The 23932-nt window shown below is 43.2% G+C and carries 25 protein-coding genes and 1 pseudogene; 4 read left to right on the top strand and 22 right to left on the bottom strand.

Annotated features, from left to right (window positions below; translation table 11 throughout):
- Positions 1-3551, bottom strand: a pseudogene (locus O3621_RS11325) (hypothetical protein); the annotation flags it as partial.
- Positions 3552-4218: 667 nt separating this feature from the next.
- Here O3621_RS11325 and trkA point away from each other — a divergent pair.
- Both trkA and O3621_RS11315 read left to right on the top strand, forming a co-directional pair.
- The gene (trkA, locus tag O3621_RS11320) at positions 4219-5568 is read left to right on the top strand and encodes a Trk system potassium transporter TrkA (protein WP_371514176.1); all 1350 of its coding nucleotides are present in this window, start codon (positions 4219-4221) and stop codon (positions 5566-5568) included.
- 4 nt (positions 5569-5572) lie between these two features.
- A complete protein-coding gene (locus O3621_RS11315; protein ID WP_371514175.1) occupies positions 5573-7012 on the top strand; it encodes a TrkH family potassium uptake protein in 1440 nt (479 codons plus the stop codon).
- Between the two features lie 54 nt (positions 7013-7066).
- Here O3621_RS11315 and yidD read toward each other — a convergent pair whose 3' ends face one another.
- The 14 genes from yidD to O3621_RS11245 form a co-directional block, all read right to left on the bottom strand.
- Positions 7067-7321 (bottom strand): membrane protein insertion efficiency factor YidD, encoded by a 255-nt coding sequence (gene yidD / locus O3621_RS11310; RefSeq protein ID WP_371514174.1) that lies wholly within the window; start codon positions 7319-7321, stop codon positions 7067-7069.
- Positions 7318-8046, bottom strand: a complete 729-nt coding sequence (locus O3621_RS11305) for a pseudouridine synthase (protein ID WP_061591977.1) — start codon at positions 8044-8046, stop codon at positions 7318-7320. Before O3621_RS11305 ends, yidD begins: the two co-directional genes overlap by 4 nt.
- Entirely contained in the window at positions 8033-8602 is a 570-nt protein-coding gene (gene scpB / locus O3621_RS11300; RefSeq protein ID WP_002894610.1) for an SMC-Scp complex subunit ScpB, read from the bottom strand. The genes O3621_RS11305 and scpB overlap by 14 nt, the downstream gene beginning before the upstream one ends.
- The gene (locus O3621_RS11295) at positions 8595-9305 is read right to left on the bottom strand and encodes a segregation/condensation protein A (RefSeq protein ID WP_125331127.1); all 711 of its coding nucleotides are present in this window, start codon (positions 9303-9305) and stop codon (positions 8595-8597) included. Before O3621_RS11295 ends, scpB begins: the two co-directional genes overlap by 8 nt.
- A 2-nt stretch (positions 9306-9307) precedes the next feature.
- Positions 9308-10039: a site-specific tyrosine recombinase XerD gene (gene xerD / locus O3621_RS11290; protein WP_125331126.1), complete on the bottom strand. Its 732-nt coding sequence runs from the start codon at positions 10037-10039 to the stop codon at positions 9308-9310.
- Positions 10036-10497 carry a cyclic-di-AMP-binding protein CbpB gene (gene cbpB, locus O3621_RS11285; RefSeq protein WP_002897025.1) on the bottom strand — a complete coding sequence of 154 codons (462 nt, stop codon included), beginning with the start codon at positions 10495-10497 and terminating at the stop codon, positions 10036-10038. Before cbpB ends, xerD begins: the two co-directional genes overlap by 4 nt.
- On the bottom strand, positions 10494-11015 hold the full coding sequence (locus tag O3621_RS11280) for a metallophosphoesterase (RefSeq protein ID WP_371514173.1): 522 nt from the start codon (positions 11013-11015) through the stop codon (positions 10494-10496). Before O3621_RS11280 ends, cbpB begins: the two co-directional genes overlap by 4 nt.
- Positions 10988-11998 (bottom strand): nucleoside-triphosphate diphosphatase, encoded by a 1011-nt coding sequence (locus O3621_RS11275; protein ID WP_371514172.1) that lies wholly within the window; start codon positions 11996-11998, stop codon positions 10988-10990. The genes O3621_RS11280 and O3621_RS11275 overlap by 28 nt, the downstream gene beginning before the upstream one ends.
- On the bottom strand, positions 11995-12789 hold the full coding sequence (gene racE, locus O3621_RS11270; RefSeq protein WP_111675433.1) for a glutamate racemase: 795 nt from the start codon (positions 12787-12789) through the stop codon (positions 11995-11997). Before racE ends, O3621_RS11275 begins: the two co-directional genes overlap by 4 nt.
- Positions 12790-12887: 98 nt before the next feature.
- On the bottom strand, positions 12888-13136 hold the full coding sequence (locus tag O3621_RS11265) for a YneF family protein (RefSeq protein ID WP_002894600.1): 249 nt from the start codon (positions 13134-13136) through the stop codon (positions 12888-12890).
- Positions 13137-13192: 56 nt separating this feature from the next.
- Complete coding sequence (locus O3621_RS11260; RefSeq protein ID WP_371514171.1) at positions 13193-14443, bottom strand: diaminopimelate decarboxylase; 1251 nt, start codon at positions 14441-14443, stop codon at positions 13193-13195.
- Positions 14444-14547: 104 nt separating this feature from the next.
- On the bottom strand, positions 14548-15231 hold the full coding sequence (locus O3621_RS11255) for a Bax inhibitor-1/YccA family protein (protein WP_371514170.1): 684 nt from the start codon (positions 15229-15231) through the stop codon (positions 14548-14550).
- A gap of 25 nt (positions 15232-15256) precedes the next feature.
- Complete coding sequence (locus tag O3621_RS11250) at positions 15257-15748, bottom strand: HD domain-containing protein (RefSeq protein ID WP_314449525.1); 492 nt, start codon at positions 15746-15748, stop codon at positions 15257-15259.
- Positions 15749-15792: 44 nt separating this feature from the next.
- Positions 15793-16533, bottom strand: a complete 741-nt coding sequence (locus O3621_RS11245; protein ID WP_314449529.1) for an RNA methyltransferase — start codon at positions 16531-16533, stop codon at positions 15793-15795.
- Between the two features lie 84 nt (positions 16534-16617).
- Between O3621_RS11245 and O3621_RS11240 the strand changes: the two genes are divergently transcribed.
- Positions 16618-16896, top strand: a complete 279-nt coding sequence (locus O3621_RS11240; protein WP_002897016.1) for an acylphosphatase — start codon at positions 16618-16620, stop codon at positions 16894-16896.
- Positions 16897-16977: 81 nt separating this feature from the next.
- On the top strand, positions 16978-17901 hold the full coding sequence (gene yidC / locus O3621_RS11235) for a membrane protein insertase YidC (RefSeq protein WP_314449532.1): 924 nt from the start codon (positions 16978-16980) through the stop codon (positions 17899-17901).
- Positions 17902-18017: 116 nt separating this feature from the next.
- Here the strand turns inward: yidC and O3621_RS11230 are convergent, their stop codons facing one another.
- The 7 genes from O3621_RS11230 to O3621_RS11200 all read right to left on the bottom strand — a co-directional run bounded on the left by O3621_RS11230 (position 18018) and on the right by O3621_RS11200 (position 23922).
- Positions 18018-19253, bottom strand: a complete 1236-nt coding sequence (locus tag O3621_RS11230) for a HAMP domain-containing sensor histidine kinase (RefSeq protein ID WP_314449534.1) — start codon at positions 19251-19253, stop codon at positions 18018-18020.
- On the bottom strand, positions 19237-19938 hold the full coding sequence (locus tag O3621_RS11225; RefSeq protein WP_308946858.1) for a response regulator transcription factor: 702 nt from the start codon (positions 19936-19938) through the stop codon (positions 19237-19239). The genes O3621_RS11230 and O3621_RS11225 overlap by 17 nt, the downstream gene beginning before the upstream one ends.
- Positions 19939-19942: 4 nt before the next feature.
- The gene (locus O3621_RS11220; RefSeq protein WP_314449536.1) at positions 19943-20563 is read right to left on the bottom strand and encodes a GTP pyrophosphokinase family protein; all 621 of its coding nucleotides are present in this window, start codon (positions 20561-20563) and stop codon (positions 19943-19945) included.
- Positions 20564-20716: 153 nt separating this feature from the next.
- Positions 20717-21199, bottom strand: a complete 483-nt coding sequence (greA, locus tag O3621_RS11215) for a transcription elongation factor GreA (RefSeq protein WP_002894584.1) — start codon at positions 21197-21199, stop codon at positions 20717-20719.
- A gap of 145 nt (positions 21200-21344) precedes the next feature.
- The gene (gene mltG / locus O3621_RS11210) at positions 21345-22844 is read right to left on the bottom strand and encodes an endolytic transglycosylase MltG (protein WP_371514169.1); all 1500 of its coding nucleotides are present in this window, start codon (positions 22842-22844) and stop codon (positions 21345-21347) included.
- A 50-nt stretch (positions 22845-22894) separates the two neighbouring features.
- Complete coding sequence (locus O3621_RS11205) at positions 22895-23410, bottom strand: N-acetyltransferase family protein (protein WP_371514168.1); 516 nt, start codon at positions 23408-23410, stop codon at positions 22895-22897.
- Positions 23410-23922, bottom strand: coding sequence for a GNAT family N-acetyltransferase (locus tag O3621_RS11200; protein ID WP_371514167.1), 513 nt, complete (start codon positions 23920-23922; stop codon positions 23410-23412). The genes O3621_RS11205 and O3621_RS11200 overlap by 1 nt, the downstream gene beginning before the upstream one ends.
- Between the last annotated feature and the right edge of the window lie 10 nt (positions 23923-23932).

The raw sequence follows: 23932 nt of genomic DNA, 5'->3' as shown, positions 1-23932 counted from the left end.
GAACCACCATCCAGTAGATTATTTTGCTTGTCTCCTTGGACATTATCATCTCCCCCGTAAGCCATAACAAAAGCTTGCTTTTCCGTCGCCTGTAAACTTTCGCCCTTATCGCTCCCCATTACGACCTCTCCGGCTCCTATCATAATAGCTTTGAGATAAGAATAATTCCTAGAGCCAAAGTATTCTTTAAATGAACTATACCCTGATATCCCTTTCGATTCTAAAAATTTAAGATAGCCTGCTATGCTCTCTAGCTTTTCCGTACTTTTTTCTTCCTTCAACATCATTGGCAAGACATTATTTAAGATTGTAAAGTCCAGAACTTTATCTTCGTTTATTTTAATGAAAGGCAAAACCAACCGTAGATGTGTCTGCTCCATTAATGTATAGTAATAAAAATCTAAAATATCATTGTAAACAGCTTTCAAGCGAGGAGCAGCAGTCACATGAGGGTTCTCCCCTGTTGTTCCATTATATTTTTCTCCCAAAATTTGTTCAATGACATGTAAATGTTTAGCATTGATATTATTTCCTCTACTGTCAGGATCTACTTCATTCCCTCCTGAAATAGATATAAGAATTTCTTCAACTAATTGTTTACGTTCTTTAATATCTGTTGATGTCATAAATTGTTTTAATTTTTCAGACAACACTCCAGAACGATCACGAGCTATAGCTTGATGCAAAGACGGAAGAAGCCCTGCACCTTGTATATCTGGAAGTTTCCGCATATCTTCGGGCACTTCCACTAGATTAAGCATTTGGGTATCGTAACTACGTTTTTTCACCCAGTATTCAGTGATTTCTGCAGTTTCGCCAGAACTTTTAATATATCTCGCAGTATTACCAAATGTAACTTCAGTTTCTGATCTTTTATTATTCTTCTGATAATTCAATTGGATAGCAGCAACTCCTGCATCTGTCAAGTTTCTTAACTCTTCGGCTTCTGACTTACCATTTTGGTTACGATCTTGCCATACGCGCAGTTGATTATAAATCTCATCTTTTTCATCAATAATTTGGTCTTGGTTAAGATCGTATTCACCAAGCGCTTCAAAGCCATTACGAGCAAGCCTGCCATTTGACATTCGTGTGTAGTCTCCGAAGAGCTCATTTCCATTATTAATAGCGCCATCTCCATTACGATCTAAAACTAACAAAGCATCATCATCTTGAATCCAGTTGATTCGCTCGGCAAAACCATTTTGGTCTAAATCAAAGTGAACTCCTTTTTCTAGACTAGTTGGTTTAAAGCCATTCCCTGCCAAGTCTAGAACTAATGGATCTGTATACTGAATCTTGGAGGCATCTTCATAATCTCCCATCAAACCTTTAAAAATCCAATCATGAAGCAGTTGCCCATAAAAATCGGCTGCATAATTGGCAAGATAAATAGCCCCCAAAGTTAATACAACGAATGACACAGGTGCTGCTGCTGCTCCACCCGTCACAATAGCAACGAGCCCTAGGAGAGTGCTAGTGAATAACTGAGAAGTAAAATGATTAGCCACAAGTTCCGCACTAATAGCAGTTGCTTCTGCTAAAGCCTCTTTTTGTTTTCCGCTATTGTACTTATTAACAAGATTCATAAATGTGTCTATACCTTCAATTACTTCAAGACCGGTACCTATTCCATCTATAACTTTTAATCCCTTGTTTGTTAATTTATTGAAATTACGTCTATATTCTTTTACAGAATTTGATGCACTATTTTTTAATTTGTTAGGATCTTTCTGATAATTTTTTAAAGAATTTTTCACCTCCTCCGAATTTAGCATTGAACTTAAATTATTAGCTAAATCAAAATTAGGCGATTCAAAGTTTGTATCATAATTGGAGAGGCGGTTTGCTTTATCTGTATTAGATTTATTATTAGACAGAGTATTGACATTCATATTACTTCTGTTTGCATACCCATTAATAGTATTAGCACTTGAATTTGGCCTATTACTATTACTTTTCGGTATCTGAGGTGGGTATTGGCTATAAAAATCTCTGTAGCGTTCTCCTACTTGAATAATAAAACGATCTACCTGATTAAGTTCTGTAGCGTTTTTGCCTGTTGCCTTCATATATAGAGATGTAGCTTTGACGGAAGGAGAAGCATGATTAAAGGCATGGTAAAATTCTCTTAGATTTGAATCATATTTCTTTGCTAGTATCTGAGCCTCAACTTCCAATTCCTCAAATCCCCCATAGCGATTTTTCATAACGTTATCGCTACTAAAATTAGCAAATTGATCCAAAGAAACTTTGATTTCCCCTTTTTCGGTTCTCCCTGCTCCGTCTAAATGAATGTCCGTAATCTTGCCATGGCTATTCAAAACAACTTGATATTTTTCTAATTTACCACCGATTCTAGATCCACGATTGAAAACAGCATCTTTGATAGCCTGTTGCTTTTCCAGAGATAGTTTGTCAAAATCTCCTTCAAAATAGTGGCGTTTAACTAGCTCTGTCTCCTTCATTTGGAATTTTTCTTTAATTGACAAGTCATCAAAATGAGGATATGCCTTCTTCATGTCCACATCACTGCTAAAGTTCGCTAACTTATCCAATCCTACTATATACCCGCCAGAATCAATACGACCGAAACCACCTGTTTCAATCGAGATAATTTTCCCTTTATTATTTAAAGTGACTGTATAGTCACTAAGCTTACCATCTAGTTCCGCTTCTTTTTTATATGCAAAATCTTCCAAAGCTTGCCTATGCTCTGGATTAAGACTAGAAAAATCCCCTTCAAAATAAAGATTGAGGATATTTCTAATTTTAAAGGTCTCTCCCTTGCGGAAATGTTCAGGAATCGCCATCTTAATATCCCCAGCTACTCCTTTTCCTCTGAGGTCTAAAATTTCTACGTCATTTTTAACACCTAAATACTCTCCACGATAAAAAGTTGCATTCTCCTGTATACGAATTGATGCTTCAGCCACCTTTCGGAAGCGTTGCTCTTGTGTCAACTGCCTCAACTCTTCAACTGGTATCCCATTAATAGCTATCACATCTGGATGACTGTCTATCAAGCGAGGAAGTTCCGTTTGAGCTAGTACACTGTCAATCGGTAAATTTGTGCTCATCAAGACCAGCACATCTCCTCTAGCATTATCACGTATATAGTTATCTGAGACGAGGTCCTTCACAGACAAAGCTTCATATCCCTCATATATATATCTGTTCCGTTCTCCTGAAGCTGTTTTTCCTCCTTCCATAATTCGATTGGCATCAGGTTCCCCAACTTTTTTTATAAGTACTTCATAGAAATTACTATCATTTAAAAGATCTTCACACGAATCATTGACTAAACTATAAGATCCCTTACTATTTTCTGAAATATTTTTCACTGTCCAGAAAATTTGTGACTGGACACCCTCTTCATTTCCATATTGCCCAGAGAAAATAATAGCTGCTCCGCCATTGTTGGCTCTAAAATCCATTTGTTTAATCCGTTCGCCAAGTTCCGCTGCAAATTTCGCCTTATCATCATCTGTATTTAGCTTTTCCTGATAATTTTTGACAAAATCAATGATATTCTGTTTAGTTTGATACATTCTTTTTATCTCCTTTTTCTTTTCTACATTAGAGTAGTTCTAGCAATAGAATTAATTCTATTTTGAATTTATTAATAATATGTTGAAAAATCTCTGTAATAAATTAACGAATTTTGGTTTATTAGCTTGATTAGGATAACAAGTTACCTATGGAAATAACTTTTCCCTTATCTGTAGTTCCTTTATGATAGTATATTAATTTATAACATCTAGCATTTTAATCCAAATTTTTCTCTATCTTTCTCTGCCTACCTTGTTAGTCTAATTCCCAATAATCTCATAGCTAGACAGTAAGATTTTAAATAGCAAAACACATTGAATTGCTCGTTTTTCATATTTTACTAATGGTTATTTCGTATCTTATTATTCCACTTATCCATCATCTATCAAATAGATAAGAACTGTGATATATTCTTTTCTCATCTTTTCATCCTTATCCCACATTCTCAACCCCGATCCAAAAAAACTTTTATATTATACTAATAATTAGTGATAAATCTTTTACATATTAACCTGTTTTTATTGTATACTATTCTATGTTTTTTGTAAATATTATCATAATGAAAATTTTATTTATTGCTATAATTTCCCTTAAATTGTTGAAAATAGATGAAATTTAAATGAAAAAAGAGTATGATAGATACATACTTTGGAGGAATCTAAACTTATGAAAATTATCGTTGTTGGCGGCGGGAAGGTCGGAACGGCCCTCTGTCGCTCCTTAGTGGCTGAAAAACATGATGTTATCCTGATCGAGCAGGATGAGGCTGTTCTCAACCAGATTACCAAGCGCTATGACATTATTGGTATTGCTGGCAATGGAGCTAACTTCAAAATCTTAGAACAGGCGGATGTTAGTCACTGTGACATCTTCATCTCTATGACAGAGCATGATGAGGTCAACATGGTTTCAGCTGTTCTGGCCAAACGGATGGGGGCTAAGGAAACCGTCGTTCGGGTGCGTAATCCTGAGTATTCCAACCCTTACTTTAAGGAGAAGAACATTCTGGGCTTCTCGCTGGTGGTCAATCCTGAGCTCCTAACTGCTCGCTATATCGCTAATATCATTGACTTCCCTAATGCCCTGTCAGTAGAGCACTTTGCCAATGGCCGAGTGGCACTGATGGAGTTCAAACTCAAGGAAGACAGCAATCTCTGCCAGATGAATATTTCCCAGTTCCGTAAGAAATTTGGAAATATCATTGTCTGTACTATTGAAAGAAAAGGGCACTTGGAAATTCCTGACGGCGACTTCACTTTGGAGGCCGGAGACAAGATCTATGTAACAGGTAACCGCCTAGACATCGTTCAATTCCACAATATGGTACGCCCTAGAGTGGTTAAGAGCCTGATGATTATCGGGGCTGGCAAGATCGCCTATTACTTGCTCAATATTCTCAAGAACAGTAAAATTGAGCTCAAAATCATTGAATCCAACCGTGAGCGGGCAAACTTTTTCAGTCAGGAATTTCCTGATCTCTATGTCGTCCATGGCGATGGTACTGCCAAGGATATCCTGCTGGAGGAACGCGCCAATAACTTTGATGCCATCGCTACCCTGACTGGTGTAGATGAAGAAAATATCATCACTTCCATGTTCCTTAATAATCTAGGTGTACAGAAAAACATCACCAAGATTAACCGGACCAGTTTGTTGGAAATCATTGATAACCAAGACTTTGCCAGCATCGTGACTCCTAAAGGTATCGCCGTTGATACGGTTATGCACTTTATCCGCGGTCGCTACAATGCTCAATTCTCTAACCTAGAAGCTCTGCACCATGTAGCCAACGGCCAAATCGAGACCCTGCAGTTCCAAATCAAGGAAGAAAACAAGATGACTGGTATTCCTCTATCTCAGCTTCATCTGAAGAAAGATGTTCTGATTGCGGCCATTATCCGTCAAGGCAAAGCCATCTTCCCTACCGGTGATGACGACCTGCAAGTTGGAGATAAGATTATCGTCACTACTCTGCTGCAAAATATCACGCAGATTTACGATCTGTTAGCGAGGTAGGCCCATGAATAGATCTATGATTCGCTACCTGCTGGCAAAATTACTGCTGATTGAGGCGGCTCTGCTGATTGTGCCTATTATCGTCGCTCTAATCTACGGTGAGCCTTTAAAAGTCTTTCTCTCTATCGGGGCGACCATGGCTATCCTGCTAGTTTTAGGTGGAATAGGCTCTTATTTCAAGCCCAAGGACCTGCATATCTACGCCAAGGAAGGTGTCCTGATTGTAGCCCTGTGCTGGATTCTCTGGTCCTTTTTCGGAGCTCTGCCCTTTGTTTTTTCCGGGCAGATTCCAGACGTTATTGATGCTTTCTTTGAAATCAGCTCTGGCTTTACCACCACGGGAGCGACTATCCTTAACGATGTCGGCGTTCTCTCCCATTCGCTGCTCTTCTGGCGCAGCTTTACTCACTTAATCGGAGGGATGGGAGTGCTGGTCTTTGCCTTAGCTATTATGGACAATGCTAAAAATGGTCACTTGGAGGTCATGAAAGCAGAAGTTCCGGGACCAGTCTTTGGCAAGGTCGTTTCCAAGCTTAAGCATACTGCTCAAATTCTTTATATCATCTATTTGGCTCTCTTTGCTATCTTTGCTCTGCTTTATTTCCTAGCGGGCATGCCCCTCTTTGACAGTCTGGTCATTGCCATGGGAACAGCTGGTACGGGAGGATTCACCGTATACAATGACGGTATCGCCCACTATAACAGCTCGCTGATTACTTATCTGGTCAGCTTTGGAGTTTTAGCTTTCGGGGTCAACTTCAATCTCTACTATTACTTGCTGATTCGTAAGTTTAAAGCTTGCTTTGAAGATGAGGAGCTCAAGGGCTATCTCTGGATTGTCTTTCTTTCCACAGCCTTGATTGCCTTTAATGTCTTCCACCTCTATCAAGGCTTTGCCAAGAGCGTGGAGATTTCCTTCTTCCAGGTAGCTAATGTCATCACAACAACTGGATTTAGCTATGGCGATACAGTCAAATGGCCGCTCTTTTCTCAAGTTATCCTGCTCCTGCTCATGTGTATCGGGGGCTCAGCTGGATCAACAGCTGGGGGATTCAAGGTCATTCGGGGAATTATCATTTCCCGCATTGCTAAAAATCAGATTCTATCTACCTTATCACCTAATCGCGTCCTGACCTTGCATGTCAATGATGCGGTAATTGACAAGGATACACAGCATAAGGTACTGAAATACTTAGCCGTTTATATCTTGATTATTCTAGCTCTCATTTTCATTGTCAGCTTGGATAATAATAATTTCATGACGGTTGTCAGCGGGGTTGTCTCTTGCTTCAACAATATCGGTCCCATGATTGGGACGACAGATAATTTTTCTATCTTTAGTCCTTTTTCCAAATTGCTGCTAGCCTTTGCTATGATTGGCGGTCGTTTGGAAATTTACCCGATTCTCCTGCTCTTCCTCCCTAAGACTTGGTCTAGAAGATAGGAAATGTTCGGAAAATATATATATATATATATAAAAGTCACACTAGATACTTATCTAGTGTGACTTTTTTCTTGAATTATTTCTTCTCAAACTGAAATGGTCTGGTACAGGATCCTCTCCCGACTGAGACCAGGGATGACAGCGGAGAATGCGCGCCAAGCCCATTAAAACTCCTTTAGCACCATGCTTCTGGATAGCCTCTATCATATAGTTAGAGCAGCTGGGCCGAAAGCGGCAAGATGGAGGGAAAGCAGGCGATATGAAGCGTTGATAAAAGCGGACAGGAGCAATAAGCAGTTTCTTTATCATTTCTTGGTCTTGGTTACAGCCAGTGTATGCAGCTGGCTGACTTCTTTTTTACTGAGCTTACGATACTCACCAGGCTTGAGGCCAGTTAAGTCCAAATGACCAAAGCGAGTCCGTGAAAGCTTATCCACTTGCAATCCAACCGCCTGGAACATCTTCTTGACCTGATGATTACGGCCTTCGTGGATGGTCAGCTGAACGACCGAGCGATTTTTCGCCGGATCAACCTTGATAATCTCATAAACTGCTGGCTTGGTTTTGCGCCCCTCGATCTCAATACCGCGAGTCAGAGGACGAAGAACTTCTTTATTGGCCAATCCTTTGACACGCGCCACATAGACCTTATCAATCTCATTGCGGGGATGAATCATCTCGTCGGTAAAATCTCCGTCATTGGTCAGAATGAGAATGCCAGAAGTATCCCAGTCCAAACGACCGACCGGATAAATCCGCTCCTTAACCTGAGGCAAGAGCTCCACGACCGTCTTACGACCCTTGTCATCACTGACAGAGGAAATGACTCCGCGCGGCTTATTGAGGAGGTAATAAACCTTCTCTTCATTGTAGATAGGTTGGCCTTCTACTTCCACACGGTCGCCAGACTTGACGTTTGTCGCCAGCTCACGTACCACTTGGCCGTTTATACTGACCTTCCCCTGCTTGATTAGCTCTTCTGCCTTACGACGGCTGGCTATCCCAGCATGAGCGATGTATTTATTGATTCTCATCGATATCTGTCCTTTCAATAAAGAGCTGGCTTTCTTCAGCAACTAGCTCTGTTTCTTCGACAATCGGCAGCTCATCTAGGTGATTGATCCCCATATAGTCTAAGAAATAATCCGTTGTCACATAGAGATTTGGCCGGCCAATGACTTCCTTTTTACCATCCTCTCGAACCAGTTCAAAAGCCAAGAGCTTGGCTAAAGCACCGCTGGAATTAACCCCGCGAATGTCGTCTATTTCCACCCTTGTAATCGGCTGCTTATAGGCAATGATAGACAAGGTTTCAAGGGCCGCCCGCGACAGACTTTGATTGATTGGCGCACGCGAATAGGCCCGCAGAATCTCAGCAAACTCAGGCTTTGTGACCAGCTTGTATGTCTTTGAGGTTTCCAGCAGGGTCAGGCTAGAGTCTGGATTGGCTTCATATTGCTCAGCCAACTTCTCCAAACTCTGAATGACACCGGTCGGCGGCAAAGAAAGGATTTCTGCCAATTGATGAACCTTTAGTCCATCTTCTCCCGCTACAAAAAGCAGGGCTTCAATCTCTGCTAACTTACTCATTTCCTCTTCCTACTAAATAAATATTTCCAAAATTTTCTTCCTGAATGACTTGCACTTCCTGCACCTTGACCAATTCTAAGGTCGCCAGAAAGAGTGTGATAACCTCATTCATGTCTTTGGTCTCTGCAAAAATCTCCTGCAGAGCCAGACGGCTCTTACCTGCACAGCGCTGACGCACCACATACATCATGTCCTCAATCTTGTACTCGTCTCGCACAATGGTTGTATGGCTCTTAGAAAACTCCTCTTGCTTCTTGGCGATAACCTTGGAAAAAGCCAAGAAAAGATCTATCGTTGACTTGTCATGCAGGAGCTCAGCATCTTCATAAACCAGCTCCAGCTTGGGCTTAGAATAATAAAGCGCCCGGTCATCATGCTGGAGCGACATTTTCTCACCTAAGAGCTTGAACCTACGGTATTCCTCAATCTGGCTCAAGAGGTCTTGCTCCAAATCATCTTCCAGTTCAGCATTATCCGCCACCTTAGGCAGAAGCTTGCGGCTCTTAATCAGCATGAGCTGGCTGGCCATGACCATATACTCGCCCGTCACTTCCAGCTTCATGGCCTGCAAAGTAGCCACATAAACCAGATACTGCTCGATGACCTCCGTAATGGGCACATCATAAATATCCACCTGGTACTTAGATACAAGGTGGAGCAGCAGGTCCAACGGGCCTTCAAAATCTTTTAGTTTGATATCCATTTTTATCTGTATTTTTCTAGTGTAATCATGGTTTTCAAGCCCAAATCTTGGGCAATATCATAGAGGCCAATCCCCTTCTCCCGCTGGCGCAAAATAAACTGCTCACGCAGGCTTTGGGCAGATAGACTGGCTTGTCCCTGCTCAATCAAGAAAGCCTCTAGCTGACGGAAGCCCCATTGACGAGAATAGGATTTGCCGTTTTTCTCAAATAAATATGTCCCTGTCAGATAGTCTTCTAACTCACCCGTCAGGCTCTCAGGAATCTTGATGACCCGCTTCTGACCGGCCTTTTCAATCTTCAAAACCTGAAAATCAAGATTGACATCTGTCACTCTGACCTGCAGAATCTCACTGGGCAGCAAGCCCATTTCCAAGATAAGAAGAGCCATCAGCCGCCCCCTGGGAACGCTTGATTCCTGCCAAAAAGCAGACAGATCCAGCAGTTCATTTTCCTGCTCCTTTGATATGGAAACCTTGGGCAGGACCAAACGGTGGAACTCCTCAATAAGCTGCTGCTGATAAAGGAAGTAGAGAAATTGATTGACTGCTGAGAGCTTCCGCTTCTGAACAGCTGCCTTAAAATCCTTGATAGAGGCCTGATAAATCCGCAGATTGGTCTCGGTAATCCGGTCATGTACTTCCTCGATAAACTGCTCCAAATCATAAGAATAGGCAATTTTAGAATTTTCTGAGATATTTTTTTGATTTAAAAACGGTCTAATGTATTCTTTCATTTTTTGCGAATTTCGTACTTCTTGCTAAAGCCGTGCAACAAAGAATTGACAGCTTTCAAAATGGACTTTCTAGTAATAATTCCGTAAAAATGCTGATCCTCGCCCACAACCGGCAGAAAGGACTCGTCGACCAGCTTATGAAGCACATCTGATACAGTATAATCTGGCCCAACTGTCAAGTCGTCCATTTTGGTCATGTGGACGATGTCTGTCATCATGAATTCCTCTTCTGGCAAATCATGGCGCATGCGATAGGACATGATGTCTGTCAGGGAAATCGTGCCAACAAACTTTTTATCTGCTGTCACGACTGGTACACGTGAGTATGTCATCTGGCTCAATAGTAGGATAGCATGATCCACATTGTGGGTGTCAATCATAACCGCCAGATTTTCCCCAGGCGTCAAAAAAGTTTCTTCATGTTGCAGCAGATAGTCTTCAAATTCCTTAGCAATCATCGGCTAAACTCCTTGGACAAGCTTGGATAGAGTTCATGATTTCGTGTATAGAAATCAACTTTAAAGCGGTCATCATCAATCTCTACCTTAGCGTAGAGACGTTCGTTGATCAGACCGCGTGGCTGGCTGATGGAGCCCGGATTCAGAAAGAGCGTTTTGCCCTCCATTCGAGAATCTGGGATATGCAGGTGACCGTAGAGGCAGATGTCTGCATTAACCTCTTGCGCCCACAAATCCAGCTTTTGAAAAGAAAAGTTGATATGGAAGAGATGGCCATGAGTCTGGGCAATAATGGTCCCCGCCAAATCCGTCACCAATCGTTCTGGATAGCCGTCGTAAAAGTCCATATTCCCTGCAACAACCTGAATCCCTTGCCATACCTCATCATCAGAAGGAAGCTCAGAGTCTCCGTTATGGAAAATCGCATCTACCTTTCCAATATAATGATTCCTAATTTCTTCTACAATAGCACGGTCGCCATGAGAATCACTCATGACCATAATGGTTTGCTTTGCCATGCTGGAAATACCTCCACTAATTTCTTAACTGCCTGAGCCCGATGGGATTGCGCATTTTTTTCTTCTATCGTTAGTTCGGCAGACGTTTTTCCTGTTTCTCCCACTAAGAACAAGGGATCATAGCCAAAACCATTTTCCCCTTTTGGCTCATGGGCAATGTAGCCTGGCCAATCCGCTTCAACTACCAGAGACTCCCTATCAGGACTAGCCACCACTAGGGTCGTATGAAAATGAGCCGAGCGGTCCTTGATATCAAACACCATAGCTAATTCATGCAGGAGCTTGATGTTGTTTTCATCATCTGTCGCGCCTACTCCAGCGAAGCGAGCCGACCATACTCCAGGCAAGCCACCTAAAACATCGACCTGCAGACCTGAGTCGTCAGCTAGCACCATTTTACCGGTCAGCTTACTGATTGTCTCTGCCTTGAGCCGCGCATTTTCCTCAAAGGTGGTTCCAGTCTCTTGCACTTCTGGCAAATCAGGATAATCATTGAGATTTTCAACCTTATAGCCCAGCTTCTCAAAGAGTTTGCGAAACTCTGCTGTCTTTCCTTCGTTGCGCGTCGCAATCAAGATCGTATCTCCGACAGCCATCTCCGACTCCTGCCCCTGACCAAAAAAGTCAGTCATCTTAACTCCATCTTTAGACAGGAAGAAAACCTTGCGCAGCAAGTCCTTTTCTGTAATCAGAATAGCCCCCTTATGACTGGTCGCCTTAAAATCCCGCTTCTGGCGGTCGTTAATCATACTGAGGACAAACTGGATATAAGACATGGGCGATCCGTATTTGACCACAACTGTGGTAAAGGCATTGTATTCTTCTTCCAAATCCCGCTCAATCAGCTCGCTCAACTCCGCATCAATATGCTCCAAGAGCCTGTATGGGATGTCGTTGAAATGATAGCCAGCCTTACGAAAGCGAGTCCATTCTCCGATATACCAATTGTTCTCGTCAATGTATTCATAAATTTTATTTGTCATAAGCTTACATGCTCCACATTCACTTTCAGGCCCAGCCAGCTTTCTGCAATCTCCGAAAAGCTCTTGGCATTGGCAGTTGTGTAAAATTGGTGATTGAACTCCTGTTTTTCCCGACTGCGGTTGATTTCAAAGTAATTGAGCAGGACAGAAATATCCCGTACGCACTCTGCCCCGCTATCAATCAGCTTCACATTTGGTCCCATCCTATTTTGAATAATAGGCCGGAGCAAGGGATAGTGGGTACAGCCCAAGACAAGGGTGTCTACTCGGCCAGCCAGAGGTTGCAGGGTTTCATAGACCACTTTTTTGGTAAGACTGGAATGAAGTTCATTGGACTCTACCAAAGGCACAAACTTAGGGCAGGCCAAACTTTCCACCTGCATCTCCGGCGAGAGCGCTTCAATTTTCTGGCGATAGATATCAGAAGAAACTGTCATTGGCGTTCCAATAACACCGATGCGGCCGCTGGCAGTTGACTTAATAGCCGCGCTAGCCCCCGGCAGAATCACGCCTAGTACTGGAATATCCAGCTTTTCCTTCACTTCTTCCCAGACAACAGCAGTCGCTGTATTGCAGGCAATGACTATCATCTTAACATCCTTGGTCAGGAGAAAGTTGACCAATTGCCAGGTATAAGCGCGAATCTGCTCGGCAGGCCTAGGACCGTAAGGAGCCCGCGCTGAATCTCCGATATAAATGACCTCTTCGTGGGGGAGCTGCCGCATGAGCTCACGGACTACAGTCAAACCGCCCACTCCTGAGTCTAAAAAACCGATTGGTCGATTATCCATAAGGTCTTCTTTCTAAAACAAGGGACTGGAAGCCGATTCCAAATCCCCATTTTTTTATAGATTTTCTCTACTGGTATTAACAGCCAGCCACTAGAAAATTATTTTTTCTTTTTGCTCTTAGCAAGCGCAGCTTTCTGCTGGCTGATAATTTGACGATAGACTTGCTGTACTTTCGCTTCATTTGGCCGTTGACCGCTAGCGCTAAGCAAGGTCCGAACTGCTTCTACATTCAGACGCGGATTTTCTGCAAATTCCTTCTCAACTTGCCGACGAAGCAGATACATACCCAAAATCACGCCTCCAGCAAATGCTGCCATAATCAAGAAAATTGCTAAAACTAAATTCATATCGAGAACTCCTCTATTTCCATTTTTACATTGCTCTTCATTATATCAAATTTTCTCTATTTTTCAAAATCAAAGCCATACAGTGTCGCAAAATAATCTTCTGGTTTTTCAGCCCGACGAATCATGCGAATATTGCCATCTTGTTCCAAGAGAATTTCGCTGGAGCGGAGCTTGGCATTGTACTGATAACCCATAGAAAAACCATGAGCACCCGTATCGTGAATCACTAGTGTATCGCCAATTTGGCTGACAGGCAGCGGGCGATTAATGGCGAATTTATCGTTATTCTCACAAAGACTGCCGACAACATCCACAATCTCTGTCTCTCCCTCGGGTCGATCCATATTGGTAATGTGGTGATAAGAACCGTACATGGCAGGACGCAGCAGATTGACCGCAGAGGCATCCACTCCCAGATAGGTTCGGTAGGTCTGCTTCTTATGGGTAACCTTGGTGACCAGCAGGCCATAAGGCGCCAACATGAAGCGGCCAAGCTCCGTATAAATCTTGACCTGTCCTAGACCAGCAGGTGTCAGAATAGCTTCATAGGCCTGACGAACTCCTTGACCGATGACCGCAATGTCATTTTCCTCGCCTTCAGGCTGATAATTAATGCCGACTCCACCAGAGAGATTGATAAAGTCCAACTCAACTCCTGTCTCAGCCACTACTTCTACAGCCAGCTCAAAAAGCTGACAGGCCAGTTCAGGATAGTAGTCATTGCTGACAGTATTTGAGGCCAAGAGAGCATGAATGCCAAACTTCTCAGCTCCCAACTCCTTGAGCTCTTTGAAAGCCTGAATCAGCTGGTCCTTGGTCATACCAAACTTGGCTTCTTCTGGATTATCCATAATGCTGGTTCCCAGCTCAAAGACACCGCCAGGGTTGTAACGGCAGGAAATGACCTTGGGAATACCAGCGGCTTCCTTTAGAAAAGCTACATCTTCATAAGCATCCAGATTGATAGTCGCTCCTAGGTCACGCGCAAACTGAAAGTCCTCAGCTGGTGTGTTATTGGACGAAAACATGATGTCCTGTCCAGCAAAGCCTAGCTTTTGACTCATGAGCAATTCGACATAGCTGGCACAGTCCACCCCGCAGCCTTCTTCTTTGAGGATTTTTAAAATAGCAGGATTGGGAGTGGCCTTGACGGCAAAGTACTCTTTAAAACCTGGATTCCAAGAAAAGGCCTCATGCAGAGCACGCGCTCTTTCCCGAATTCCCTTCTCATCATAAAGATGGAAAGGTGTTGGAAACTGCGCCGTAATCTCAGCTAACTTTTCATGATTGACAAAAGGAGTTTTCATACTGTTCTCGCTTTCTATTTGCTGGGTTTATTATACCATAAATCCATAGGAGAAACAAAAAGCACTGGAGCAAACGTCCAATGCTTGAGTCTTATTTAGCTGAGTTATTTGTTTCTTCCAAAAATACGCAACAAGCTGAGGAAGAGATTAATGAAGTCCAGATACAGATGCAGAGCCAGCGAAATTGCCCAGCCATTCCCTGGATTGCCATTGGTCTGCTCATAGACATAGCGGATTTTCTGATTGTCCCAAGCGATGAGTCCTGAGAAAATAAGGACACCAACGATACTGATGATAAAGTCCAAGCCACTGCTTCTCAAGAAGATATTAAGGACGCTAGCAGCGATAATACCAATCAAACCGGCCATACAAGCTCTGCCCATTCCAGAAAGATCCTTCTTGGTCACCTTGCCGATGAAGCCCATAGCAAAGAACATAACGGTCGTTGTCAGAAAGGCTAAGAGAACAGTTGACTGAAGATACAGCGCCATGATAATACTCAGGGTAAATCCATTAATGGCTGAATAAGCTAAAAACATTGGCAGCGCTGCCGGACTATTGCTCCGAGCAGTTCCAGATGCTACCAACACAAGGATAAACTCAACTGCAATAGCTGCATAATAGATCCAGACAGATCTTGTCAAAATAGTATAAATAGCATCTTGAAAGACAAATAGCATCAAGAGAGACACGATTGCTGAGATTCCAATACCGACACCAACGATAGAATAAATCTTGGCATAGAAAGAATTAATATCTGATTGATCTTGAATAATAGAATGATTCATAGTTACTCCTTTTATAATAAAACATTTACGGTTTTAGCATCTTTCGATGAAAGAGCTTGCGATTACTGCCCTTGCGTCTCCAAGGTGCCGTTGCTTCTTTGACGGCCCAATACTTGTCCACCATCGTCACAACGAATGATTCTTTGTAGCGAGGCGGTGCCAAAGTCAGGCCCCACATATGCTTGACGATAATGTCCTCTTCGACTTTATTAAGATTGGTAATCTTACGAGCATTGCGAACTGCCAGCCTCGGATGAACCCAAGCATGACTCTTCTTAAACTTGGTCACACGCCAGTCATAGTAGAATAAGTCATGAAGCAGGGCACCGCGTGCCGTGCTGCGGGCATTCCAGCCAAATTTTTTGGCAATTCTGTAACTAGTATAACTTACATTGATGGAATGTTCAAGTCTATTGGAATGAATATGATGGGGAATTTCCTTCAGGCGCTGTACACTGGGCTTTTCAATCAAGTGCCCAACATAGGCCATAAATTCCTCGTCCTGTTTGTAAGGCATAGAATCACCTCCCTTGCCAACTATTATATCTCTTTTTCTGATTTTTAGCTTAAATGAAAGATTAAAATACCAGCGGCGACCGCAACATTGAGACTTTCTGCCTGCCCCTTCATGGAAATATGGAGCAGAACATCAGCTGCTGCTGTCATTTCTGGACTAATCCCCTGCCCTTCATTGCCCATGACTAGAGCAAAGCTCTCTTTGCTATCTACATTTCTGTAATCGATAGATGTTGACGACAAGGTCGACGCTAGAATTGGCAGACGGGAAGACTGAGCCAGCCTAATAAAATCAGCCGTATCCATCCGATAAACGGGCAGGTGAAAATGACTCCCCTGCATAGAGCGCAGCGTTTTTAGGTTATAGATGTCTGCTGACGAGCTAGAGATGAAGACTCCATCAAAGCAAGCTGCATCAGCTGTCCGAATGATGGTACCGACATTACCTGGATCCTGAACGTCCTCCAAGAAAAGATAGCGTCCACTTAACTCCGCTGGTATTTTTCCCCTTTCAAAAGCCACTTCCGCGACAATTCCCTGTGGTGTCTTACTATCAGCCAAATCTGCTAAAATCTCTGGACTGACAAAAATCACTTGAGAAAAATCAGCTAATCGCTCTGCGTATTCCGCTAAAGCAAAAATCCGAATCAGCTCTGCCCCGCTGCTGACAGCTTCCTCAAATAAATGCCAGCCCTCGATCAAATAAGAATCCTTGCGGTATTTTTTGTGATGAAGTTTTTTAGCTTTTTTTACCACATTATTGGCTTTTGAGGTTATAATATTCATAAGAACATTATACCACAATTTAACAGACTTGCACTCATACTGAGGGCTTAAATCCCCTCGGTCCGCTCACTAAAGGAGGACGCCATGCAGAAAGTAAAAATGATAGCCCAAGGACGGGTACAAGGGGTTGGATTCCGCTGGGGAGTTTATTCTCTAGCGCTGGAAATCGGAGGTATTACCGGCCGGGTCTGGAACAATGATGACGGTACTGTTGGCATTCTGGCTCAGGCCGATGACCCAGCTCTGATGGCCAAATTTATCCAAGAAATCCGCAAGGGACCGACACCTTTTTCTAAGGTCAGTTATTTGGATGTGACTATGGCTAATTTCGACTCCTATCCCGACTTTAAAATTTCAAATTAGGTCTGCAGAACTATTGTATATTTTGCAAAAAAACAGTAGAATAGATAGGTATTATTTTTTAGAAACAAAGGATATGAACTCGTGAAACATTTCAAACGCTTTTTATTCTCCGGTATGGGACTGGCTGCCCTTCTTTTCCTGTCCGGCTGTGTAGGCCGCGACAAGGCCGGCAATCCTTCTGGTCTGATCTGGGACGTGATTGGTCAGCCTATGGCGGATGGTATCCAATTCTTTGCCAAGAATTCAGGTCTGGGTTATGGTCTGGCGATTATTATCGTTACGCTCATCGTGCGAATTATCATTCTTCCGCTGGGAATCTATCAGTCTTGGAAGGCAACGCTTCAGTCTGAAAAGATGAACTACTTTAAACCGATTTTTGCCCCAATCCAAGAGCGAATCAAAAATGCTGAGACTCAGGAAGAGAAAATGCAGGCTCAGCAAGAACTGATGGCTGCTCAAAAAGAAAATGGACTCAGCATGTTTGGCGGTATTGGCTGTCTGCCTTTGCTCATCCAAATGCCTTTCTTCTCAGCCCTCTTCTTTGCAGCACAGTATACTCAAGGAGTTGCAGGCAGTTCCTTCCTCTGGATTAAAGACCTAGCCAAAAGCGACTTGGCTTTGACTGCCATTGTCGGTATCCTCTACTATATCCAGTCGGTGCTCTCTCTGCATGGTATTGAAGATGAAACTCAAAGAAACAGCATGAAACAGGCTTCTTATATGAGTCCTATCATGATTGTCGGTTTCTCTTTCTTCTCCCCTGCTGCAGTCACTCTCTACTGGGTAGTCGGTGGATTTATCCAAATCATCCAGCAATTTATCATCAACTACATCATCCGACCTCGCTTGAGAAAACAGGTAGCAGAGGAATTTGAAAAAAATCCTCCTAAAGGCTTGAAAAAGGCGAGTCGGGCTAAAGATGTTACTCCAAAATCTCAGCAGGCTATTGAGCAAAAGAACAAAAAGAAAAAGAACCGCAATGCTGGTAAGCAACGGTCAAGATAAAGAAAAATTCTTCTAGCTAATACTAGAAGAATTTTTTAATCTCGAGTAAGAATCGGGCGTAACCAATACAAAAAGCTCAGCAAACAAAGCAATAACTGATGAACGAGGTGACGCTATCACAGTAAAACGGTAAAGCCAATCAAGCCTTTCTTATATGAAACCCAAATCCTGCCCTTGAAAATACGCACCAGACTTTCTGCCATGGATAGGCCAATCCCGTAGCCAGGCTGCTTCTGATTGTGCGATTCGTCTTCGCGATAGAAACGATCAAAGAAACGGCTGTAATCAACATTTTTACCGTCCGCGTAACTATTGGCTATCGTCAGACGAGCTCGTTTCCCACGCTTAGCCTTGGTTAGGGTGACAAAAATTTGTCCATCTTCGTCACAATACTTGCAGGCATTGTCAATCAGGATACTAACCAATTCATAAAGTTCATCTTCAGTTGCCTTGACATGGATGTCTTCCTGCAGCTTGATCTCGTACTTCTTACCTGCCTTCTCGATGACAGACTTGAAGTTTCCAGCCACTTTTTTGACAACTTCTGAGAAATTCACATCCACCAAGGTAACATCTGGCTGCTCTTCCAGACGGGCCAGAACGACCATTTGATTGATTAGATTACTGAGGCGCTTGACCTGTTCCTTGGTGCTTTCTGTCCATTCATTTTCGCCAGTCATCAGCTCTTGCAGCTCCGTATTGGCTGAGATGATGGCCAATGGCGTCTTCAGTTCATGGCCTGCGTTAGTGATAAAACGTTTTTGGTTTTCATAGTTTTTGATATAGGGACGGATGGCAAAGTTGGAAAATCCAGACACGACCAAGACAAAGAAAATAAAGCTATAGAAGCATAACTGGATAGACAGCCAGAAGAAGTCATTGCGGCTTTCGAGGTAATTGGTCGAATCTAAGACCACCAGTAAATAGCGCTTGGTCTTGGAATCCTGCGTTATCTGGTAGGAATAAAATTGACTGCCTACCTTAAAAACCCCACTGCTGCGGCTGTCCTTAATCACTTTGTTAGCATAGCTGAGCGCCTGCTCCTTAGATAGATTGGAAAGATGGTCTAAGTTGGAGGAGTAAAGTGTTTTGTCTTCCTTATAGACCACGCTAAAATAGCGGTATTGGTAGATGGTGTCAATAGTGATACGGTCGTTTTGCAAGCTCTCTGCCGTTTCTTCTACGCTGGGAAAATCTCCATTATTGGCAGATAGAATATTGAGAACGGCTTGGATTTCTCCGTTGGTCTGCAGAAAGCGAACGGAGTTTAAGACAGCAATCATGGTCAGCAAAATACAGACAATAGCCGCCGAAGCCAGCAGAATGAACCGAATTTTAAGCTTCCGAAACATGGCTATCTCCTTCCAGCGGCACCAGAGTGAAACTGCCGCCTTCCTCACCCAAGATAGCAAGGTCAGCATGAATAGCCTTCAGCTTCTGACGCAAATAGGAAATATAAATCCAGACGAAGCCTTCGTCCAAATCCTCATCCTCGTCTTTGGACCAAACATGACGGAAGATTTCCTGAGTGGAAAGACTCTTCTGGGCATTGAGCATGAGAAATTCCATCATTTTAGATTCCTTACCAGCTAAGCGAATAGAGTTGGAGCTAATGAGCTCATGCTCTCCGACATTGAGGCTGGTTTGGCCAATCTGCAGCAAATTGGGGGTGAAAGTCGCTACCCGTCTGGACATAGAGCGCAGGCGAGCCAGAAGCTCTTTCAGAGAGAAGGGCTTGGTCAGATAATCATCTGCACCGGCATCCAGCCCTGTGACCTTGTCATCCACCTCTGACATAGCTGTCAGCATGATGACGTGGGTCGTATTGCCGGTTTGGCGGATTTCTTTCAATGCTTCAATGCCTGTCTTGACCGGCATCATGATATCCAGAATCATCAAATCATAGGCATTTTCCTTGGCCAAGTCCACAGCTTCTTGCCCATCAAAGGCTATATCAACCTGATAGCCTTCATGGGTCATTGCTGTTTCCAAGACACGAGACAGCTGCTGCTCATCTTCAGCTAATAAAATCTTCATCATCTCACTCACTTTCTCGAATCAAATTGCGGATGGTCTGCATGGTCACATCACAGGAAGCCAGCTCATCCGCACAGCGTTTCAGCTCGCGGACAATCCGCTTGCTGTCTTTAATCTCATGCTTGTACTTCATCTGATGCTCTAAGCTGGCCCAAGAGTCCATAGCAATGGTCCGAAGCTGGATTTCTACAAAATAGCGGCCGGGATTTTGACCATGGCAGTCCTCATAAGGAGTCTCCACCTCTAATATCAAGTGGTAGGAGCGATATCCATTAGGCTTGGCAGCCCGGATATAGTCCTTTTCCAGAACAATCTCACAGCCTTCCAGCTGACGAAGCACCTCAATAGTCTGATAGATGTCCTCAATAAAACCGCAAACAATCCGAATCCCAATCGCATCACGAATTTCTTTCAGGGCAGACACTGGCACCCTAGGCAGATTCTTGCGTTGACATTTCTCTTCCATACTGGCTGCCTGCTTGATCCGTGCATTAAAATGCTCAAAAAGCTTCTGCCCTGTTTCCTGCTTGACTCGATCATTAGCCTCTTGAATACGCTGACTAAGATCCTCTAAAATCTTGGGCAGGTAGGCCCCATATTTCCCATAAATATCTTGCTCTTGCATACAGTTCTCCTACTTTTCTAGCTTATTCTCATTATAGCATAACCATCTGTCTTTTCTCTATTTTTCCCCTGCTCTTCTTATCTAGCCTACACTCTCTGTCTTAAAAGAAACGAAAAAAGAACCAGTCTTCTAGCCAGTTCCTTTTGGTATTTATTAAACGGTTTTTTCAACCTTGAGAATTTTAACGTCGTAGCTGCCAACCGGTGTTTCGACTGTTGCAGTATCGCCTGTTTTCTTGCCAATTAGAGCTTGACCAATCGGGCTTTCATTGGATACCTTACCTGCGAAAGCATCTGCACCAGCAGAACCAACGATAATGTAGACTTCCTCTTCGCTTTCACCTACTTCTTGGATGGTAACTGTTTTGCCGATAGCTACCTCGTCCTTGGCTACAGCGTCACTGTTTACAATCTCAGCGTAGCGAATCTTGGTTTCCAGACTAGAAATCTGACCTTCCACAAAAGCCTGTTCGTCCTTAGCAGCTTCGTATTCACTATTTTCTGACAAATCGCCGTATGAGCGGGCAATCTTGATGCGTTCTACCACTTCTGGACGACGCACCAATTTCAATTCTTCTAATTCTTTTTCTAGTTTTTCCTTTTCCTCTAGGGTCATAGGATAAGTTTTTTCAGCCATTTTTTCTCTTTTCTTTTATTTTCTTTTATTTAAAAACTAAAACAAGAGGCTGAGACAAGTCTGTATCAGTCCCTTTTTTATATAGCAGGACTGAGAAAGCTAGAACTAAATGCACTAGCTTTCTCTTATCTGCAATGACAGCAGTCTAATTAGAACTGCTGCTGGATTGAGTGAGCTTGCTATTGACATGCTCCTCAACATTTTTAGCGTGTTCCTCATAAGTATTGGCGAAGTAAACAGCGCCTGTTTCAACATTTGCCACAAAGTAGAGGTAGTCCGTCTTACTTGGATTAATGGTAGCCTCCAGAGCAGATAGGCTCGGACTATCAACCGGCCCAGGCATAAGCCCTTCTTTTTTATAGACATTGAAAGGCGAGTCGATATTGGTATCAATCTCAGCGTCCTCTTTCAGAGTCGTTTTCTTTCCTAGCTTGCCTTGAGCATAAAGGATGGCGATATTACTCTGAAGCGGCATCGCTTGATTGAGACGGTTATAAAAGACGCTGGCAATATCTTTGCGGTCCTGGTCTGTTGAACCTTCTTTTTCCACCAGAGAAGCAAGTGTCAGAACTTCATTAACAGTTAGGTTCTTCGCTTCAATAGTAGAGTAATAAGAAGACAGATTGGTATTCATTGCGCCCAACATCTGGTCAATCAAGCTTTCCAAATCCGCATCCTCACCATAGTTATAAGTGGCAGGGAAGAGGTAACCTTCTAAGCGGTACTTGACTCCGCTGTCCTTGCTTGGTAAAGTGCTCAGCAGCTGTGGATATTTAGCCGCCATCTTGGAAATGAAAGCTTCATCCTGCACCTTAGCTAGGAAATCGTCCTTACTAAAAGGCGTCTTGCTAGTCTTCTTAGAAGTTGCAGCTGCATTAACCGTCACAGCCTCTGCAATCTGCTCCATTGTATATCCTTCAGGAATCGTAACCTTGCCAACAACTGGTGGTTGCGGCGTATCTGTTCCACCTTCCTGAAGCTGCCGAGCAATGGTATCTAGATCCATACTCTTCTGGAGATTGTAATAGCCAGACTGGTAATTGTTAAAGCTTTTAATCTTGGAATAGAGACTAAAAACTTGGGCATTTTTAATCAGCCCCTTTTTCTCAAGGATTTCTCCAATCTGCTTAGAGCTAGAGCCTTCTGGTACTTCAACCGTCACATATTCTGTTGCGTTTGCATCAACAGGTTTAAGAGCTGAAGATACATAAGTATAGCCGACAACTCCTGTGACTACAAGTCCCAGCAGGACAATCAGCAGAACCGTTGTCATAATCCTGCGGGCTAAGGTGTTTTGACGTTTTTTCTTGACCGTGTTGTTGGCCCGATTAGCCCGAGATAGAACCTCATTGGGCTTCTTATCTTCCTCATCCACTCGGCCATAGACCTGAGGGTGAGCCTTTTCATTCTCTGCAACCTTGTAGGAGACATCTACCGAAGCCGGTCTAGCTTCAAAGTCCTCCGCAGCTGCTGTTTCTTTTGCAGAAGCAGCGTCCGCTTCTGATTGGCTAGTTGAAGAGGGAGTTTGTTCTTCCTTTTCTCCAGCTAAGTCTTTCAAAATCTGCTCTTTAAAGCTCAGATTCTTCTCTTTGTCTTGTGATTTTTCAGTCAAAAATTTGACCTCCTTCATCATAATCCCTAACATTATATCTTAAAAGTCAGATAAATGCAATAAGAGTAGGATTTTCTAGCTTATTATTGGTTTTTTTGCAGTTTGAGACTAGGATTTTCCCAGACCATATCAAACCAAGTAGCGCCTGCATAAGTTGATTTTGACAAACCTTCATTTACAAAGTCATGCTTCTCGTAGTATGCGGTGAGGTAGTCGTGGCAGGTCAGATTGATGCCGTGGCGTTCATCTGCTATAGCAATCTCTTTCATAGCTTCCAATAGCTTGCGGCCGACTCCCATCCCCTGAGCATCTTTCGAGATAGAAAGGCTGGTCAATGAGATAAAGCCACCGTCCAGATGACCATAATCTTCAATCTCCTCTGTAAAGGAAATATCCTTTAAATAACGTTCTGGACGGACAGGTCCCTCCAGATAGCCTAGAATCTTACCATCCTTTTCCACCACCAAAAAAGTCGAAGATAGGTTTTGGATATGAGCTGCTAGACTTTCTCCGCTAACAGCCTCTTCTGGACTGAAATTTTCCAATTCAATCGCATAAATGGCGTCTAAGTCAGCCATTTGAGCTTGACGGATAATCATCACTTCTCCTTAAAACTGGGATTTTCCCACACCATATCAGACCAGACGGCTCCACCATGAGTTGAATCAGAAATCCCTTCGTGGACGAAGCCATTCATCTCATAATAAGGTATCAGGTCATCATGACAGGTTAGGCTAATGCCCTGTCGATTTTGCTGAACAGCTGTCTCCTTGAGAGCTGCAAGCAACAAGGTTCCGACCCCCTGCCTCTGAAAATCAGGATGGACGGACAGACTTTGGACGGCAATGAAGCCACCTTCTGGAGGATTAGCACCCACCTTGCTAAAGAGGTTATCTGTCAAATATCGCGCCTGAACAGCTGGTCCAACAATATAGCCCGCCAGCTGACCATGCAGCTCTGCTAGCAAAAAAGTATCTGGAATCTGCTCAATCCGCTCTTTGAGAACTTCTGAACTGGCTGCTTCTGCTGCTGGAAAATTCAGCTGCTCGATTGCAAGAATTTCCTCCCAGTCGCTCAAGTCGGCCTGCCTGATTCGAATCGGTGCTTCCATCAAGTCTCCT

The sequence above is a fragment of the Streptococcus sp. 20925_1_22 genome (assembly GCF_041431685.1).
GTDB lineage: Bacteria > Bacillota > Bacilli > Lactobacillales > Streptococcaceae > Streptococcus.
Note: the sequence above shows the minus strand (reverse complement) of the source record. Positions and strands in the feature narration are given on the sequence as shown.